16 protein-coding genes, 1 tRNA gene and 1 riboswitch are annotated in these 14,920 nt (G+C 61.4%); of the genes, 10 read left to right on the top strand and 7 right to left on the bottom strand.

Going from position 1 to position 14,920, the window contains the following annotated elements; genetic code table 11:
* Window positions 1–356 precede the first annotated feature (356 nt).
* Entirely contained in the window at window positions 357–638 is a 282-nt protein-coding gene (locus AC2FNL_RS04725; protein ID WP_170368739.1) for a DUF1496 domain-containing protein, read from the top strand.
* Window positions 639–652: 14 nt separating this feature from the next.
* On the opposite strand, the gene AC2FNL_RS04720 is transcribed toward AC2FNL_RS04725, so the two are convergent.
* On the bottom strand, window positions 653–1,423 hold the full coding sequence (locus AC2FNL_RS04720; RefSeq protein WP_496832692.1) for an alpha/beta hydrolase: 771 nt from the start codon (window positions 1,421–1,423) through the stop codon (window positions 653–655).
* 106 nt (window positions 1,424–1,529) lie between these two features.
* Between AC2FNL_RS04720 and AC2FNL_RS04715 the strand changes: the two genes are divergently transcribed.
* The gene (locus AC2FNL_RS04715) at window positions 1,530–2,399 is read left to right on the top strand and encodes a hypothetical protein (RefSeq protein ID WP_496832691.1); all 870 of its coding nucleotides are present in this window, start codon (window positions 1,530–1,532) and stop codon (window positions 2,397–2,399) included.
* Here AC2FNL_RS04715 and AC2FNL_RS04710 read toward each other — a convergent pair.
* Window positions 2,347–2,946: a glycosyltransferase gene (locus AC2FNL_RS04710; protein WP_496832690.1), complete on the bottom strand. Its 600-nt coding sequence runs from the start codon at window positions 2,944–2,946 to the stop codon at window positions 2,347–2,349. The two genes, AC2FNL_RS04715 and AC2FNL_RS04710, sit on opposite strands and share 53 nt — an antisense overlap.
* A gap of 72 nt (window positions 2,947–3,018) precedes the next feature.
* Between AC2FNL_RS04710 and ygfZ the strand changes: the two genes are divergently transcribed.
* Together ygfZ and AC2FNL_RS04700 are read left to right on the top strand one after the other, a co-directional pair.
* The gene (gene ygfZ / locus AC2FNL_RS04705) at window positions 3,019–3,756 is read left to right on the top strand and encodes a CAF17-like 4Fe-4S cluster assembly/insertion protein YgfZ (protein WP_496832689.1); all 738 of its coding nucleotides are present in this window, start codon (window positions 3,019–3,021) and stop codon (window positions 3,754–3,756) included.
* A 106-nt stretch (window positions 3,757–3,862) separates the two neighbouring features.
* On the top strand, window positions 3,863–4,828 hold the full coding sequence (locus AC2FNL_RS04700) for an ABC transporter transmembrane domain-containing protein (RefSeq protein WP_480725982.1): 966 nt from the start codon (window positions 3,863–3,865) through the stop codon (window positions 4,826–4,828).
* Window positions 4,829–4,868: 40 nt separating this feature from the next.
* Here the strand turns inward: AC2FNL_RS04700 and efp are convergent, their stop codons facing one another.
* The gene (gene efp, locus AC2FNL_RS04695) at window positions 4,869–5,432 is read right to left on the bottom strand and encodes an elongation factor P (RefSeq protein ID WP_093962584.1); all 564 of its coding nucleotides are present in this window, start codon (window positions 5,430–5,432) and stop codon (window positions 4,869–4,871) included.
* Window positions 5,433–5,651: 219 nt separating this feature from the next.
* Between efp and AC2FNL_RS04690 the strand changes: the two genes are divergently transcribed.
* Complete coding sequence (locus AC2FNL_RS04690; protein WP_093962585.1) at window positions 5,652–5,972, top strand: DUF6280 family protein; 321 nt, start codon at window positions 5,652–5,654, stop codon at window positions 5,970–5,972.
* Window positions 5,973–6,129: 157 nt separating this feature from the next.
* Entirely contained in the window at window positions 6,130–7,587 is a 1,458-nt protein-coding gene (locus AC2FNL_RS04685) for a cobyric acid synthase (RefSeq protein ID WP_496832688.1), read from the top strand.
* Window positions 7,588–7,590: 3 nt separating this feature from the next.
* On the opposite strand, the gene AC2FNL_RS04680 is transcribed toward AC2FNL_RS04685, so the two are convergent.
* The 3 genes from AC2FNL_RS04680 to AC2FNL_RS04670 all read right to left on the bottom strand — a co-directional run bounded on the left by AC2FNL_RS04680 (window position 7,591) and on the right by AC2FNL_RS04670 (window position 10,651).
* Window positions 7,591–8,409, bottom strand: coding sequence for a hypothetical protein (locus AC2FNL_RS04680; protein WP_496832687.1), 819 nt, complete (start codon window positions 8,407–8,409; stop codon window positions 7,591–7,593).
* Between the two features lie 74 nt (window positions 8,410–8,483).
* Window positions 8,484–9,902, bottom strand: coding sequence for a TolC family outer membrane protein (locus tag AC2FNL_RS04675; protein WP_170446710.1), 1,419 nt, complete (start codon window positions 9,900–9,902; stop codon window positions 8,484–8,486).
* A gap of 95 nt (window positions 9,903–9,997) precedes the next feature.
* Window positions 9,998–10,651: a protein-L-isoaspartate O-methyltransferase family protein gene (locus AC2FNL_RS04670; RefSeq protein WP_496832686.1), complete on the bottom strand. Its 654-nt coding sequence runs from the start codon at window positions 10,649–10,651 to the stop codon at window positions 9,998–10,000.
* 227 nt (window positions 10,652–10,878) lie between these two features.
* Between AC2FNL_RS04670 and AC2FNL_RS04665 the strand changes: the two genes are divergently transcribed.
* A tRNA-Cys gene (locus AC2FNL_RS04665) sits at window positions 10,879–10,952 on the top strand.
* Window positions 10,953–11,173: 221 nt separating this feature from the next.
* Here the strand turns inward: AC2FNL_RS04665 and AC2FNL_RS04660 are convergent.
* Entirely contained in the window at window positions 11,174–12,130 is a 957-nt protein-coding gene (locus tag AC2FNL_RS04660; protein ID WP_496832685.1) for an NAD(P)-dependent oxidoreductase, read from the bottom strand.
* A gap of 108 nt (window positions 12,131–12,238) precedes the next feature.
* Between AC2FNL_RS04660 and AC2FNL_RS04655 the strand changes: the two genes are divergently transcribed.
* The 3 genes from AC2FNL_RS04655 to cobW all read left to right on the top strand — a co-directional run bounded on the left by AC2FNL_RS04655 (window position 12,239) and on the right by cobW (window position 14,915).
* Window positions 12,239–13,114 (top strand): LysR family transcriptional regulator, encoded by an 876-nt coding sequence (locus AC2FNL_RS04655; protein WP_496832684.1) that lies wholly within the window; start codon window positions 12,239–12,241, stop codon window positions 13,112–13,114.
* A 72-nt stretch (window positions 13,115–13,186) separates the two neighbouring features.
* Window positions 13,187–13,391: riboswitch (cobalamin riboswitch) on the top strand.
* An 82-nt stretch (window positions 13,392–13,473) separates the two neighbouring features.
* On the top strand, window positions 13,474–13,857 hold the full coding sequence (locus AC2FNL_RS04650; RefSeq protein WP_093962591.1) for a DUF1636 family protein: 384 nt from the start codon (window positions 13,474–13,476) through the stop codon (window positions 13,855–13,857).
* 2 nt (window positions 13,858–13,859) lie between these two features.
* Window positions 13,860–14,915, top strand: coding sequence for a cobalamin biosynthesis protein CobW (gene cobW / locus AC2FNL_RS04645; protein WP_170368744.1), 1,056 nt, complete (start codon window positions 13,860–13,862; stop codon window positions 14,913–14,915).
* The last annotated feature ends 5 nt before the right edge of the window (window positions 14,916–14,920 follow it).

The following is a 14,920-nucleotide window of genomic DNA, read 5'->3' as shown; positions in this document are numbered from 1 at the left end:
GCGTTTGCATCACCACTAGAAAACCCCGCAAATGGTGTAACACTTCATACTAGGCGCCCTTGCTCGCGACCCAACGGTGCTGCGGAACGCTCCCGTGGTCCAACCTCAGCTTTGCCTCAGTCATAACGCGGTCGGGTCAGGCGCGTGCCTAATGCTCTGCATCAAGCTTGGAGTGAATGGTGCCGCACACCTCGAATACCTGTAGACCGGGCTTCAGCTCGGCACACCGCAATCCCCTTGCCTAACCCGTTGATCCCGTTCACACTTACTCTCAACCCGTCATCCAAGAACGAGCTTTGAGGTTCCGAGCGTCCAAGACCCAATTTGAAAAACGGATATCCGAACGGGAGGACGACATGAAGACTTTGACCCTCGGGCTGGCCTTGACCCTGAGCGCCTCGGCAGCCCCCGCGCAGCAGATGCTCAGCACCGCATCCCCCATCCCCGACGGCGCCGAGACCCGGTTCTGCTATTACGACGGCATGGCCTATTCCGAGGATGCCTTTGTGCTGATGGTCGGTGACAACACTGTCACCAGCACGGTGAGCACGGTGCAGGAACGCCTGTTGCGTTGTTACCGTGAAAGCGACGGCGTGCTGCGTTGGCGGCCGCAGAGCACGTTTCAGGTCAGCAAATAACGCCTGAACGGCCCCTAGCCCAGCTTCTGGTCCAGCCAGTCCGCGATCTTTGCGGCTGGCTTTTCCCAACCGGGCTCCATGAACAGAAAATGCGCGTGACCTTCCGCAGACAGAAAGGTCGCGCGGTCGCCATAGAGTTTCGCCAACGCACGGCAGGTGTTGGGGTTCACTGCCCTGTCTTCCGAGCCTGAAACGATCAAAACCGGGCAGTCGACCTTGTCGATATCAACCTTCATCGCGTGGTGATCGTCGAACATCCAGAAAAACATCTCGAACATCACCCGCCCGCTTTCCGGGCCAAGCTGATCGAACACGGCATGTTGCTGGGCCTCAGGCATTTTGTTCAGCGCGAAGGGGGCCATCAGGTCGAAATCGACGCGCATGGGCTGCTTCCAGAACGCCCCACCCTCCATCAAGGCGCGCGGCACGGCGCGTTCGTCATCGGTTTCCGGCAGGGTGCCCCAGGCCGCGTTCGGGTTGATCAACACGATGGCGCTGGCCAGCCCGCGAGACGCAACCTGCTGGGCAACGACGCCCGCAATGGCATGCCCGAGGATCACGGGTTTGCTGCCCAACCCCTGAACGAATTCGGCGATGTCGTTGGCATAATCCAGAACGCTGGTGTCGGTCAGACCCGCATCGGGCTCGGCTGCGGGATCGCCACCATGGAACCTCAGCGCCGGGGTGTGCACCGTCCAGCCACGGGCGCGGAAGAACCCCGCATAGTCCGCCATGCACCACGGCCCGGCAAACGCCCCGTGGATCAGCACAATCTCTTTGGTCATTACGTTCTCCCTCCGGCCCCTGCCCCGAGTATGGGCATCCTGACACGCGTTACAACTGCACGTGATCGCTGTTGCGTGGGAAGGCTGACCACTTAAACTCGGGTGCATGAGCTTCATCACCGACTACCAGCTGCCCCTGCTGTTGCTGTTCTTTCTGGCCGGATCGATTGGCACCGCGTTCCTGTTTCGCAAACCAGCGGGTCACCGGGCATGGAAGCTGGCCGACCTCGTGTGGGTCGTATTGGGTGGGCTGGGCGCGCTGGTGGCGGTCATGGCGGGGCTCTACAAATCCGACAGTTCAAGGCTGGACCGACAAATCGACGTTGCCTATGCGGCGACACTGGCCTTCGATCGCGACGCCGCGCGGTTCCGGCTGCGGTTCTGCGATCCGGCCTACGACCCGGACACGGCGGTTTTGTGCGACAAGGTCGAGTTCCTGTCGGCCTCGACCGCCAGCAACGCCGACCTGCCGCTGTTCATCGCCGTCACCAACGAAGTTGCGCCGCTGCAGGGCCTGAACTTCATCTTCGGCGCACGGTCCCGAGATCAGATGGATGACATTCAGGACATGGCTGCCAAAGCGGATGCCTTCGACATCGAGCAATTCCTGGTATTCACAACACTGGACGAAGAAACGCAGACCGCGATCGACAACATGCGGCGGAAAGTGCCGGCAATCGCCGGAGACTATATGATCCTTGCGCAAAGCTATGATGACCTGATCGCTCAGGTCGCCAAATTGAAGGGAGAGTGGGAGTATCTTCAGGAAAACGCCCACATTCTCGTGCTACAGATCATCGCGCTGTGTCTGGTCAGCTTTGCGGCACCATTCCGGTTGGGCAAATCTGTTGTCGAGTTGCGGTCCAACCTCATCACCGAGCCTCCGGCCCGGCAACCAACCTCGGAAGCACCTGAAACCGAGGTTACTGAGGTGGAGCCTCAGAACGCGCCCGATCACGGCGCCCGGCACCTGTAATGGCACGCGCCCGCAAAAGTGTCGCGCGCGGCAGAGAGCGCATCAGCGCCCCCTCCTTCCCCGGTTGATCCGGATATCCGCCGGCGGCCTTGTACAATTGCGCCGGCAGCAGCAGGCCCTGATTACCCGACGCCAGTCCGAAGACCCAGCTGCGCAAATTGACCCAACCTGCTGCCAAGGTCGGCATCAGGCCTGAGGACCGGGACCCAAGGCGAAACACACCCGGACGCCGCGTTACGAGGTGCTCGGCCACCGCGTCGGTCCACCCTGGCTCAAGCTCGGTCCCCGGACGGATCACCAGCAACCAGTCGCCCACCGCGGCGTCGCATCCCACGCGCAGCTGTGCGGCACGAGACCCGGCCCCGGCAACGATCCGGGCACCTGCATCATCGGCTATACGCAATGTATGATCGGTCGACCCTCCGTCGGAGATGACAAGCTCGCGGATCAGCCTGGCGTGCAGTCCCTCCATCAGGGTCATCAGCGTGCGCGCGAGTTCGGTCTGGGAGTCGAATGTCGGAATCACGATGCTGATCGGGGCTGACACGTTCGAAACCTCTGGTCTTGGCAACGGGTTCGCTTATATCACCGCTCTCAGGGCAATGACGAGGACCCAAAGATGAGCACCCGCCGCATTTTGCGCCTGACCGGCACGGATACCGACAGCTTCTTGCAAGGTCTGGTCACCAATGACACCCGCAAGCTGGACGATGGTCTTGTCTACTCGGCCATCCTTACCCCGCAGGGCAAATACCTGGCCGATTTCTTTCTGAAACGCGATGGCGCCTCGGTGCTGCTGGACGTGGCGGAGGGGATGGCGGATGCACTGATCAAGCGGCTGAACATGTACAAGCTGCGGGCGGATGTGCGTATCGAGGAAACCAACCTGCACCTGCAACGCGGAACCGGGCCCGCACCCGAAGGCGCCCTGCCCGATCCTCGTCACTCCGATATGGGCTGGCGCGCATATTCTGACGCCCCCGAAGCCGATGATGGAACGGATTGGGACGCAATTCGGGTGCGTCATTGCATCCCGGAAACCGGGATCGAGCTGACACCGGACACGTATATCCTCGAGGCCGGTTTCGAGCCGATCAACGGCGTCGATTTCAAGAAGGGCTGCTATGTCGGGCAAGAGGTAACCGCCCGCATGAAGCACAAGACCCAGTTGCGCAAGGGGCTGCGGGTTGTCGCCATCGACGGCGCGGCTCCGGTGGGGTCCGAAATCCTCTCGGCTGGAAAGTCGGCTGGTACGCTCTTCACGCAATCGAACGGACAGGCCATCGCCTATCTGCGCCTCGATCGGGCGGGCGACGACATGCGGGCCGGAGACGCCCGCCTGCGTCTGCTGGATTGAGCCTGTTGCCCAACCGGCACGGCCAACGACCAGGCCGCTTTGCAAACGTTTTATCCGGCCCGGCCACACGGTAAGACTTGAGGCACTTGGCTGATCGGGTGCCTGCATGCTCCAACTGTATTCAGCCATCTGGCGCGCCAGCGCCGGACGGCAAGTCATACTGATCCTGTTGTCCTTGTCGGTCGCGGCTCTTGCCGCGGCCCCGTTGGAGTTTCAACGGGACATCATCAACCATCTGACCTCGGACAATATCGAGGCGCCACATCTCCTGCTGCTGGGTGCCGGAATGATGGGGGTGATCCTGTTGAGCCTCGCCCTGAAGTGGGTGCTGGGATATCGCGCGGGGACGTTGGGCGAAGACATGATCCGTCGGATCCGTCAGCTTTTGCTGGCCCGCACCGTGGACGTGGACGAGTCGGGCGAAAATGTCCGCAAGGGAACCATGACAACGGCCATCTCTGCCGAAGCCGAAGAACTGGGAAAATTCGCCGGAGGCGCATTCTCGGACCCGGTCGTACAGATCGGAACCTTGGTCAGTGTGATCGGCTACATCTCGTCGACGCAACCCTGGCTGGGACTGATTGCCCTTTCGATGATCGCGCCGCAGATCCTTATCGTTCTCGTCTCGCAAAGAAAGGTGAACGTGTTCGTGGCGGACCGCGTCCGCATATTGCGTAGCGCGACCGACCATCTGACGATCGAGGACATCGAGGCCGTGACTCAAGAGGTGCATGACCAGTTCGACGCGATCTACGACACCCGACGGCGGATGTTTCTGTGGAAACTGTCGGCCAAGTTTCTGCTGAGCGTGATCAACGGTGCAGGCACCGTGGGTGTTCTGATGCTGGGCGGATGGCTGGTTCTGCAAGGAGAAACCGACGTCGGAACCGTGGTCGCCGCGACCAGCGGTCTGGCCCGGATCCAGGGGCCGACCGGGTTTCTCATCGCTTTCTATCGGCAGGTCAGCGCCAATCGCATCAAGTTCGAGCTGTTGCTGGAACTGTTTGGCCCGGACCGCGCCCGCTACCGCAGGGGCGGGGCCGCCTCGCAAGAAAAAAACCGCGCCGAATAGCTGCGCGGTTTCTTGGTCTTTCTCCGAGTATGACGCGACGTTACGCGCGCTCGGAATATTCCATGGTCTCGGTGTTCACGACGATCATCTCGTCCTGCGCGATGAACGGCGGCACCATGACTTTGACCCCGTTGTCCAGAACCGCCGGTTTGAACGAGTTCGCCGCAGTCTGACCTTTGACGACCGGTTCGGTCTCGACGACCTTGCAGACAACTTTTTGAGGCAGCGTCGCGTTCAGCGCCTCGCTTTCATAGAATTCGACTACGATGGTCATCCCGTCCTGAAGGAACGGACGACGGTCACCCAGCAAATCTGCAGGCAATTCAATCTGTTCATAGGTCTCGGCATCCATGAATACCAGCATCCCGTCGCTTTCATACAAGAACTGCTGGTCTTTCTGCTCCAACCGAACACGCTCGACCTTGTCCGCGGAACGGAACCGCTCGTTCAGTTTCGAGCCGTTGCGCAGGTTCCGCAATTCTACTTGTGCAAAGGCACCGCCTTTGCCCGGTTTGACGTGATCGACCTTGACCGCCGCCCACAGACCGCCGTTATGCTCAAGCACATTGCCCGGGCGAATTTCGTTCCCATTGATCTTGGGCATGACATATTTCCTTCACACATGGTTGATGCGCCAGTTGTCGTCCCTATATCTGGCGGGACCGATCCATGCAATACAACGAAACCTAGTGCTGCACCTGCAGAGAGCCATGCAAATGACGCAACGCAACTATGCAAATTAGGTGTATCCGAATCGCACTAAATAGGTCATAAGGACCGCCACGCCGAAAATTACAAGAGCAAGAACAACAAGGAAAACGAGATGAGAGATTTCGTTGACGGCACCGCCTTTAACAATGAGCAAGGCAACCGTGCCCGCAAACTTTTCGCGGCCGTTGTGCTGGCTGCACTTGATGATGCCATCGCCGATGACAAGAAATACGGCAATGGCCCGGAACAAATCGCCCGTTGGGCACGCTCGCGCGATGGCCGCGAAGTGCTGTCCTGCGCTGGCATCGACCCGAACGAACGGGTTGTCCACGGACTGATGGAGTTCGTTGGCCGTGGCGTGCGTACGTCCGTCGCCCTTTCGCGCGAAGAAAGCGAACGCCGCAACGCTGCTCAGCAGGCCGAAGCCGCCTAAGGCTTTGCCCGACCCAAAAGTGCGCGCCGGTACATTCGGCGCGCTTTTTTTTGCCCGTACGCAGCGGATTAGTCGCATTCGTCGTGCAAATGGCCCGATCCGCGCTTTCGTCGGCTGAATAAATGCGGTCATCTGCCAACATCCGCAGGAGGCTCAGATGGTTCGCGCGATCATGATTCAGGGGACCGGCAGCAATGTCGGCAAGTCGATGCTTGTGGCCGGGCTGGCCCGGGCCTTTGCGCGGCGAGGTTTGAAGGTTGCCCCCTTCAAACCGCAGAACATGTCCAACAACGCCGCAGTAGCGGCAAACGGAGGCGAGATTGGCCGCGCCCAGGCGCTACAGGCCCGGGCGGCGGGGCGCGCGCCGCATACGGACATGAACCCAATCCTTCTGAAGCCGGAAACCGATACCGGTTCGCAAGTGATCGTTCAGGGCAAGCGGGCGGGAACAATGCGGGCCAAGGACTATCGCAGGGACAAATCCAAGCTTCTGAACGCCGCGCTCGAGAGCTTTGCCAGGCTTTGCCAAGATGCCGATCTTGTGCTGGTCGAGGGCGCCGGCAGTCCGGCCGAGACCAACCTGCGGGCAGGCGACATCGCCAACATGGGTTTTGCCTGCGCCGCAAATGTGCCCGTCATACTGGTGGGAGACATTCACCGGGGCGGCGTCATAGCGCAGATCGTCGGCACCCATACAGTGCTGGAGAACGCTGACCTTGCAATGATCCGCGGCTTTGCGGTCAATCGCTTCAAGGGAGACGTCAGCCTGTTTGATGACGGGCGCGACGACATTGTGGCACGCACCGGATGGCCTTGCCTGGGCGTCGTTCCCTGGTTTGAGGACGCTTGGAAACTGCCGGCCGAAGACATGATGGATATCCGCTCGCACGCCGGTGGCACCTGCAAGGTTTCGGTGCCGCAGTTGGAGCGCATGGCGAATTTCGATGATTTGGACCCGCTATCTGCTGAGCCGGGTGTTTCGGTCGAGATCATTCCGGCTGGCCGCCCCCTTCCCGGTGACGCGGATCTGGTGATTCTGCCGGGCAGCAAATCCACCATTGGAGATTTGGCCTTTTTCCGCAAACAGGGTTGGGACATCGACCTGTATGCACACGTTCGGCGGGGCGGCCATGTTCTTGGCCTCTGCGGCGGGTATCAGATGCTGGGTCGGGTGATCGCCGACCCCGATGGCGTGGACGGCAGACCTGGCAGCGTCGATGGGCTGGGTTTGCTGGACGTGGAAACGGTTATGTCCGGGGAAAAACGGGTCGAACTGCGATCAGCGCAGGCCTTGCCCGGCGGCGAGCCTGTCACCGGCTACGAGATCCACATGGGGCGCACCCAAGGTCCGGATACTGCCCGTGCATGGTTACAGGTGGAAGGGCACCCGGAAGGCGCCGCATCGAGAGACGGGCGCGTTCTGGGAAGCTATTTGCACGGTATTTTCACGTCAGACGCCTTCCGCGCGTCGTATCTGCAGCGGTTTGGCGCCAGGTCGGAACTGGCATACGAAGACAGTGTTGAGCAAACGTTGGAGGCTTTGGCCGACCACCTCGAACAGCATATGGACCTTGATGCCCTGCTGTCACTGGCAGCCGAGCCTCGGTTCGGCTGAGGGTCAATCCAAATTCTGAGCGGCCAAAGCGCGGTTGATCTCGCGCCGCACCAGCTTGCGAATGTTGCGGGTGATACGTTCACCCAGCGCGCCCTGCAGTTCCTGACGGACGATGTCTGCGATCAACTCGCGCAATTCGTCTTCATCCATCGTGCCGGTCGCCATCGCCGGCGCTTCCTGATCCAGCTCGACTTCGGCCTCTGAGGCATCCCGGTTGTCCCGAATAAACGTGGCAGGCGTTGGCTCCTCGTCGCCGTCAGCGTCCATTTCGGCTTCGGACTCAATCGCATCCTTCGAGGCCGAAAACCCGGTGTCAGAGGCCCAACTGACCTTGTCGGTGCGCGTGCCGGAATAAGCGTCGTCGCTTTCGCCGTCGGGCTCCCACTGATCTTCGGTCCGCGCAATCGCAGCCTCGAGAGCCGCGATCTTGGCGCTCAGGCTTCCGGCCAGATCCCTACGGCCTTCGCGGTCACCCGAAGACTCACCGCCAATGTCGTTGATTGCCGGAGTTCCGGGACGAACGATATCGCAAGACCGCAACCGCATAGGTTGTGACAGGTCGTTTGCCGGGCGCAACGCCTCAACATTCGCAGCATGCTGTGAGGCCGCCTCAGCCGAGATCTTTTGGGCCAATTTCAACGGTGCTTTTGGATCCTCGGCCGGTGTGCCAACCCGCAGGGCATCCGTCAAAACCAGTCGGCCCGGCTTGCGGGCCGCAGTCGCTTTGATCAGGTTCGGGACCTTGCGCCCTTCTTCGCTGACCAAACGCTTGATCGACGACAATACGTCTTCGACACCTGCTTTGACACTGCTATCCGTCATTGTTCTCTACCGCTCTGACCTTTTGGACCAGTGTATCCAATCCGGTCGAACCTAACAACAGATAGTGTGGCTGATCACTCGCGCCGCAAAGCTTTGAGAACTCGATCCAGGTCGCGGCTTTGCTTGCTGATCTGTGCAGGCGCCTTTTTGACCAGGTTGTAGTAGAGCGTCGGGTCATAAATCTGGACCGCCAGTCCAAGGCGCTCGGCCGTCAACAGACCTTGTGCCTGCAACAACTGATAGGCAGCCAGAGACCGTTCCGTCCGCGAGGCAACTTCGGCCAATTGTGCGTCCAGCAAATCCTGCTGAGCGGTCAGAACGTCCAGTGTGGTCCGAGCCCCCAAGGTGGCCTCTTCGCGAATCCCGTCAAAGGCGACCTGTGATGCGCGTACCCGTTCGACGGATGCCCGCAGGCTGGCAGTGGCCGTTTCAAAGCGCACATAGGCGTCCGTCACACCCTGAGTGATGTCTTTCTGCACATTCAGGAGGTTGGCGCGCGATGCGTCCCGCTGAGCCATTGCGCGGCGCACGTTGGCCGCCAATCGGCCACCGGCATAGATGGGCTGATTGAAATTCAACGAGATGGACGCATCGTTGGTATAGTCGTCGTTGTCATAGCTTTCCGTGATCCCCGCGTCCGCGTTCAGGCTTACATTCGGACCCAGGCCCGCGCGCTGCTGTTGCACGGTCAGATCCAAGGCACGCACCTGATGCTGCGCCGACAGGATTGCCGGATGGTTTCTTTGTGCCAGGCTGATGGCCTCGGCCAGAGAACCGGGCAGCTTCGGCAGACGCGGCTGGCCCGCAGTACGGCCCGGCTGTTTGCCGACGGCGTTCACATATTCCGCTTGGGCAGTGCTCAGGTCGCCTCGGGCATCCGCCAGATCAGCCTGCGAGCTTGCCAACTGCGCTTCGGACAGCGCGACGTCGGTCCGGGTGACCTCACCGACTTCAAAACGGTCCTGCGTGGCCCGCAGTTCCTCGCCTGAGAGATTGACGTTGTTCTGGCGAATCTGAACCGTTTCTTCCTGTAGCAGAACACTCAGATAAGCCGTCGTTGCGCGGAACAGAACCTGTTGCTCAATATCGATCAATGCTTGGCGAGTTGCCAGAACTGTTTCCTGAGCCGACTGTTTCCCGAGAATCGATGCACCGCCGTCATAGACCAGCTGGCTCAGCGTGAGTCCCGAGAAGAAGCGCGACGGTTCGACCGTCGACACCACTGTTCCGGCGCGAGACTTGGCATAATCCTGGCTGACACGGACGGTCCAGTTGATGATCGGGCGCAGGGCCGACAACGCGATTGCAACGTCTTCATCGGCTGCGCGCAGCAAGGCGCGGTTCTGTTCCAACAGCCCGCTTGTGTTGTATGCACCGATGAACGCGTCGGTCAGATTGTCCGCCAAAACCGAGCGCCCCGGCATCACGCTCAGCGCGATTCCCGCCGTCAGAGCGACTGCCTTGACCAGCTTCCCTCCAGCCGTTCCAAGCATACCCAAATCCTCTCAAATCAAAATAACGCAAGCCCGCAGGCAGTTTGCGCCTTTGTTTTCAACTAATCAAGGGACCGCGGAAAACCGCTGATCGACTATAGCGAAAATGCACACTCGGCCGAAAACGCCGGCAGTACCGGGGCGTTTGCGTTGAAGCCATGACGCCATGTCACCCGCCCATCGGACTTTCGACCAATGCGAACGGTGCCCAGGTTGCCTTCGACGAACAGGCAAGCGATGCGGCCATGATCTTTCAGTTGATCGAGCAGGGCATCGGGCAGACGTTTCACACCGCCCTGGATGATGATGACATCATAGGGGCCATGCTCGGCCGCCCCCTGCTCCAAAGGTCCGACATGAATGATCGCGTTGTCGATATCCGCCTCCATCAGGCGGGACTGCGCGTCGGCTGCGTTGGCCTCGTCATCCTCGACGCCCACCACAAGCTGCGCCATGTTCGCGGCGACGGCGGTCGAGTATCCGAACGCCGGGGCGATATCCAGAACCACCTCGTCATTCGAAATATTCAATGCATCCAGCATCTTCGCCAGAGTCCTCGGCTCCAGAAGGCAGCGCCCATTGCCTAGGTCGATCAGGTCACCAGCATAGGCCACCTCGCGACTGGCATCCGGCACGAAGTTCTCGCGCTGGACCTTCAGCATTGAATCGATGATCGGGAATTTGGTGACATCAGAGGGCCTGACCTGAGTGTCTACCATCGTGTGGCGTCGGGCTGCGAAATCCGTCATGTGACCGCTCGTATATTTCCCATGGTTGCTCGGCTTTTGCCACATCCGATCCCGCCCGGCAACGGCCAGCCCGGCAAAAATTGCAGGCCGCGACAAAAGTTGCCACTGCGCTGACCGGCCATCCAACGCCATGGCCGGCGGAAATTTCAGCAACCCTCTGGACGTTGTTCTGGAAAGCTGCTAGAACCGCGCCTGCACCACGTCAAGTAATTGAAATTGCTTGAAAAGGCGAGTTGGCGGAGTGGTGACGCAGCGGATTGCAAATCCGTGTACACCGGTTCGATTCCGGTACTCGCCTCCAACTTTTTAGCCTCGCACTGCATCGCTGCGCTCTGGTCCTAATAAAAGTCGACTGGAACAGTTTGTTGATACGAAACGCCAAAATACGTGCGGAGATGGTTAGCGCAGCCGAGCTAACCAATAATTGCCGGGCAAGGATTTAGTCCGTGCTGGGGCACCGCCTACGCACTCGACCCACGCAAGACACACCCGGAAAGGGCGTGCCTCTTACTGACCGTCCGATCAGACCGCGCTTCTACCTTGCGGAATCACCTCGTACCCCGGCTCTTCCGGTTCATCGTCCTGCATCTCGGCCGGAAAACCGGGCGCGGTAATGCTCAGCCCGGTTGCATCCTCAAGCCGTCGAATGACATTGGGCGACAGCTCGCGCTCGCCATAGCGGGCGATGGCGTCGTCGAATATCTTGATCATCAGGGGGTTCATTTCCAACGGCACGCCGGCGCGGTCGGCGACCTCCTGGAACAGGCCGATATCCTTTTTCACCAGATCCATGGTGAAGGAAATATCGCGCGAGCCGTTCAGGATCACCTGGCTTTCGGTCTCATGCACGAAAGACGTGCCGGACGAGATCTTGATCGCCTCATAGGTGGTGTTCAGATCCATCCCGGCGGCCTTGGCGGTCACCAGCGCCTCGGCGCAGGTAATCAGGTTGGCGGTGGCCAGATAGTTGGTTAGCACCTTCAGAACCGAGGCCGTGCCCAGATCGCCGGTATGCAGAATGCGCCGGCCCATCGCCGTCAGGAACGGCAGAATCCACTCGAACGTTGCCCGGTCGCAGCCCGCGAAGATCGAGATATTGCCCGTGGCCGCCCGGTGGCACCCGCCCGAAACCGGGCAGTCCACCGCCGCCCCGCCGCGCTCGATCACCATGGCCCCCAGGCGTTTGACCTCGGCCTCGTCAGTGGTGGACATCTCCATCCAGATCTTGCCGCGGGTGACCTCGGGCAGCATCTGCCGCATCACCGCGTCCGAGGCAGCGGGCGACGGCAGGCAGGTGATGACCGCATCGCAATCGCGCATCATCTGCGCCGGGCTTTCACCGGCCTTAGCGCCCTTGGCGGAGAACTCCGCCACAAGATCGGGGTTAAGGTCGTATACCGTCAGGTCGATACCGTTGCGCAGCAGCGACCCCGACAGCTTGCCCCCCACATTGCCCAAACCGATGAACCCGACCTTCATGTTCTGCCCTCCTGCAGGCGCAATTTCGTTGGCCCGAGTATTTCCGTTGCCCACCGACAAAAGAAACGAATAAAAAGTCAGTTTAGATGCAAAAAATTTTGGTGCTGAATGGACCGCCTGCCCAATCCGGCCTGGCTGCGCAGCTTCGAGGCCGCTGCCCGCCACCTGAATTTCACAACCGCCGCGCAGGAACTGGGCCTGACGCAAACGGCGGTGTCGCTGCATATCCGCTCGCTCGAGGCGGACCTCGGGCAGCCGCTTTTTGCCCGCAACGCACGACACCTGTCGCTGACGGAGCTGGGCCAGTCCTATGCGCTGACCGTGCGCCGGGCGTTGTCGGATATCGCGCTATCCACCAACAGCTTGTTCGCCCCCGCCTCGCGACAGGCGTTGACCATCCGGGCGGCGATATCGTCGATGACCTACTGGATCGCGGCCGAGCTGCCCGCGTTCAGCGCGCAGCACCCCGAGATCCCCGTGCGGCTGGTGTCGCATATCTGGAACGACTCGGCCGCGCCTGCCGATGTGGACGTGGAAATCCGGCTGGGCTATGGCGACTGGCCCGGTGTTGCGGCCGACCGGCTGTGCTCGGAGCGGCTGGTGCCCATCTGCCGGGCGCAGGACCCGGCGCCAGACCTGCGCAACGGCCCGTTGATTCACATTCTGGGATACGAGGACAACTGGGCGCGGTACGCCGAGGCCACGAGCATCGACCTGCCCGACCGCCCCGCGCGCCATTCGGCGGATACGACCGTCACGGCACTGCAACTGGTGATGGCCGGCGCGGGCTACGCCACCGTTCTGGAGCGGTTCGCGCTCAACGCCATCGCCCAGGGCGCGCCGATCCGGATTGCGGGGCCGGCGATTCCCTTTACCCAGTCGCACTACCTGATCCGCAGCGTCAGCGCGGCGCCTCCGTCCATCCCCGCCCAGTTGTTCCTCGCGTGGTTGCGCGACCGATTGGCCGGTGATGCCGCGGATTGACCCCGGCAAGTCGCTTTTTCGATCCGACGCAAAGCACTTGCCCCTGCGCGCTTGACAACCCCCCTGCCCGTACCGCATGTCGCTTGCGTTGGTGTCTGTGCAAGCAGATGAAAAGGGAATGCGTCAGCGGTTTTCCGTCAAACGCAGCCGCCCCCGCGACCGTGACCGGAGAGGGTGCCCAAATGCCACTGGCCGCAGGCCGGGAAGGCGGGACATCCGACAGAGCACCGCTCTGACATCCGCAAGCCGGGAGACCTGCCAACGCCCGAAGACAAACCGGACGGGGTGTTCCGGTGTCGGGCCCATGTCCGCAACGTGGCCCGCGCATACCCCGTCCCCCGACAACCGAGTGAGGGGGGATGAGAGACGTGACCGAAACCACACCAGTCGAGCTGCTGGTCTGCACCACCTGCCGACGCGGGCTGCCCATCGAGGACGACGCCCAGCGCCCCGGCACGCTGCTGCACAAGGCGCTGGCCGCCGCCGACCTGCCCGAAGGCATCACCCTGAAGCCGGTCGAATGCCTGTCGAACTGCGATCAGGGTTGCTCGATCGTTCTGCGCGGCGGGCCGTCGCGCTGGACCTTCGTCTATGAGAACCTCAACGAATCCGACCATGTCGAGATCATCGTCGAAGGCGCCACCAAGTACCTGGCCGCCGATGATGGCCTTGTGAAATGGCGCGACCGCCCTGAACATTTCCGCAAGAACTGCGCCGCCCGCATACCCCCGATTGGAGCCTGAGCATGAGCACCCTCGAAAAACTTCCCGTCACTGTCATCACCGGCTTTCTCGGCTCGGGCAAGACCACGCTGATCCGCCACCTGATGTCCGAGCCGCAGGGCAAGCGGCTGGCCGTGGTGGTCAACGAATTCGGCGATGTGGGCGTCGATGGCGAGATCCTGAAAAGCTGCGCCATCCCCGATTGCCCAGCGGAGAACATCATGGAACTGGCCAATGGCTGCATCTGCTGCACCGTGGCCGACGATTTCATCCCCACGATCGAGGCGCTGATGGCGCTGGACCCGCGTCCCGATCACATCCTGATCGAAACCAGCGGTCTGGCCCTGCCGAAACCGCTGCTCAAGGCGTTCGACTGGCCCGATATCCGCTCCAAGATCACTGTGGACGGCGTGATCGCCCTGGCCGATGCCGAGGCCGTGGCCGCGGGCCGTTTCGCCCCGAATGTCGCGGCGGTGGACGCCCAGCGCATGGCCGATGACTCGATCGACCACGAAACGCCCCTGTCCGAGGTGTTCGAGGATCAGATCTCGTGCGCCGACATCATCCTTCTGACCAAACCCGACCTGGCCGGCCCCGAAGGCGTGGCCAAGGCGCGCGAGGTCATCGCCGCCGAGGCGCCGCGCCCCCTGCCCGTAGTCGAGGTTGCCGAGGGCGCGGTGGACGTGCGCGTGGTGCTGGGACTGGAAGCCGCAGCCGAAGACGACATGGACGCCCGCCCCTCGCATCACGATGGCCATGACGACCACGAACATGACGATTTCGAAAGCATCGTTGTCGAGTTGCCCGAACAGACCGATCCGGCGCAGTTGGTCGCCAAAATCGAGCGTCTGGCAAACGAGCTGAACATCCTGCGTGTTAAGGGCTATGCCGCCGTTCAGGGCAAGCCGATGCGCCTGCTGGTTCAGGCGGTCGGCGCGCGGGTGCGGCACCAGTATGACCGCCCGTGGAAGCCGGACGAAGAGCGCCGCTCGCGCCTTGTTGTCATCGCCGAGCATCACGACATCGACGAGGCTGCGATCCGCGGCATCCTGACGGGCGTCACCGAGGCCGCCGAGTAAGCACC

It is taken from the genome of Ruegeria sp. CRTD044 (assembly GCF_059613485.1).
Note: the sequence above shows the minus strand (reverse complement) of the source record. Positions and strands in the feature narration are given on the sequence as shown.

Excerpts from the sequence above, each read along its gene's own strand:
- AC2FNL_RS04725 (WP_170368739.1), top strand. The coding sequence starts at position 357 with ATGAAGACTTTGACCCTCGGGCTGGCCTTGACCCTGAGCGCCTCGGCA.
- AC2FNL_RS04720 (WP_496832692.1), bottom strand. The coding sequence starts at position 1,423 with ATGACCAAAGAGATTGTGCTGATCCACGGGGCGTTTGCCGGGCCGTGG.
- AC2FNL_RS04715 (WP_496832691.1), top strand. The coding sequence starts at position 1,530 with ATGAGCTTCATCACCGACTACCAGCTGCCCCTGCTGTTGCTGTTCTTT.
- ygfZ (WP_496832689.1), top strand. The coding sequence starts at position 3,019 with ATGAGCACCCGCCGCATTTTGCGCCTGACCGGCACGGATACCGACAGC.
- AC2FNL_RS04700 (WP_480725982.1), top strand. The coding sequence starts at position 3,863 with ATGCTCCAACTGTATTCAGCCATCTGGCGCGCCAGCGCCGGACGGCAA.
- efp (WP_093962584.1), bottom strand. The coding sequence starts at position 5,432 with ATGCCCAAGATCAATGGGAACGAAATTCGCCCGGGCAATGTGCTTGAG.
- AC2FNL_RS04690 (WP_093962585.1), top strand. The coding sequence starts at position 5,652 with ATGAGAGATTTCGTTGACGGCACCGCCTTTAACAATGAGCAAGGCAAC.
- AC2FNL_RS04685 (WP_496832688.1), top strand. The coding sequence starts at position 6,130 with ATGGTTCGCGCGATCATGATTCAGGGGACCGGCAGCAATGTCGGCAAG.
- AC2FNL_RS04680 (WP_496832687.1), bottom strand. The coding sequence starts at position 8,409 with ATGACGGATAGCAGTGTCAAAGCAGGTGTCGAAGACGTATTGTCGTCG.
- AC2FNL_RS04675 (WP_170446710.1), bottom strand. The coding sequence starts at position 9,902 with ATGCTTGGAACGGCTGGAGGGAAGCTGGTCAAGGCAGTCGCTCTGACG.
- AC2FNL_RS04670 (WP_496832686.1), bottom strand. The coding sequence starts at position 10,651 with ATGACGGATTTCGCAGCCCGACGCCACACGATGGTAGACACTCAGGTC.
- AC2FNL_RS04660 (WP_496832685.1), bottom strand. The coding sequence starts at position 12,130 with ATGAAGGTCGGGTTCATCGGTTTGGGCAATGTGGGGGGCAAGCTGTCG.
- AC2FNL_RS04655 (WP_496832684.1), top strand. The coding sequence starts at position 12,239 with ATGGACCGCCTGCCCAATCCGGCCTGGCTGCGCAGCTTCGAGGCCGCT.
- AC2FNL_RS04650 (WP_093962591.1), top strand. The coding sequence starts at position 13,474 with ATGAGAGACGTGACCGAAACCACACCAGTCGAGCTGCTGGTCTGCACC.
- cobW (WP_170368744.1), top strand. The coding sequence starts at position 13,860 with ATGAGCACCCTCGAAAAACTTCCCGTCACTGTCATCACCGGCTTTCTC.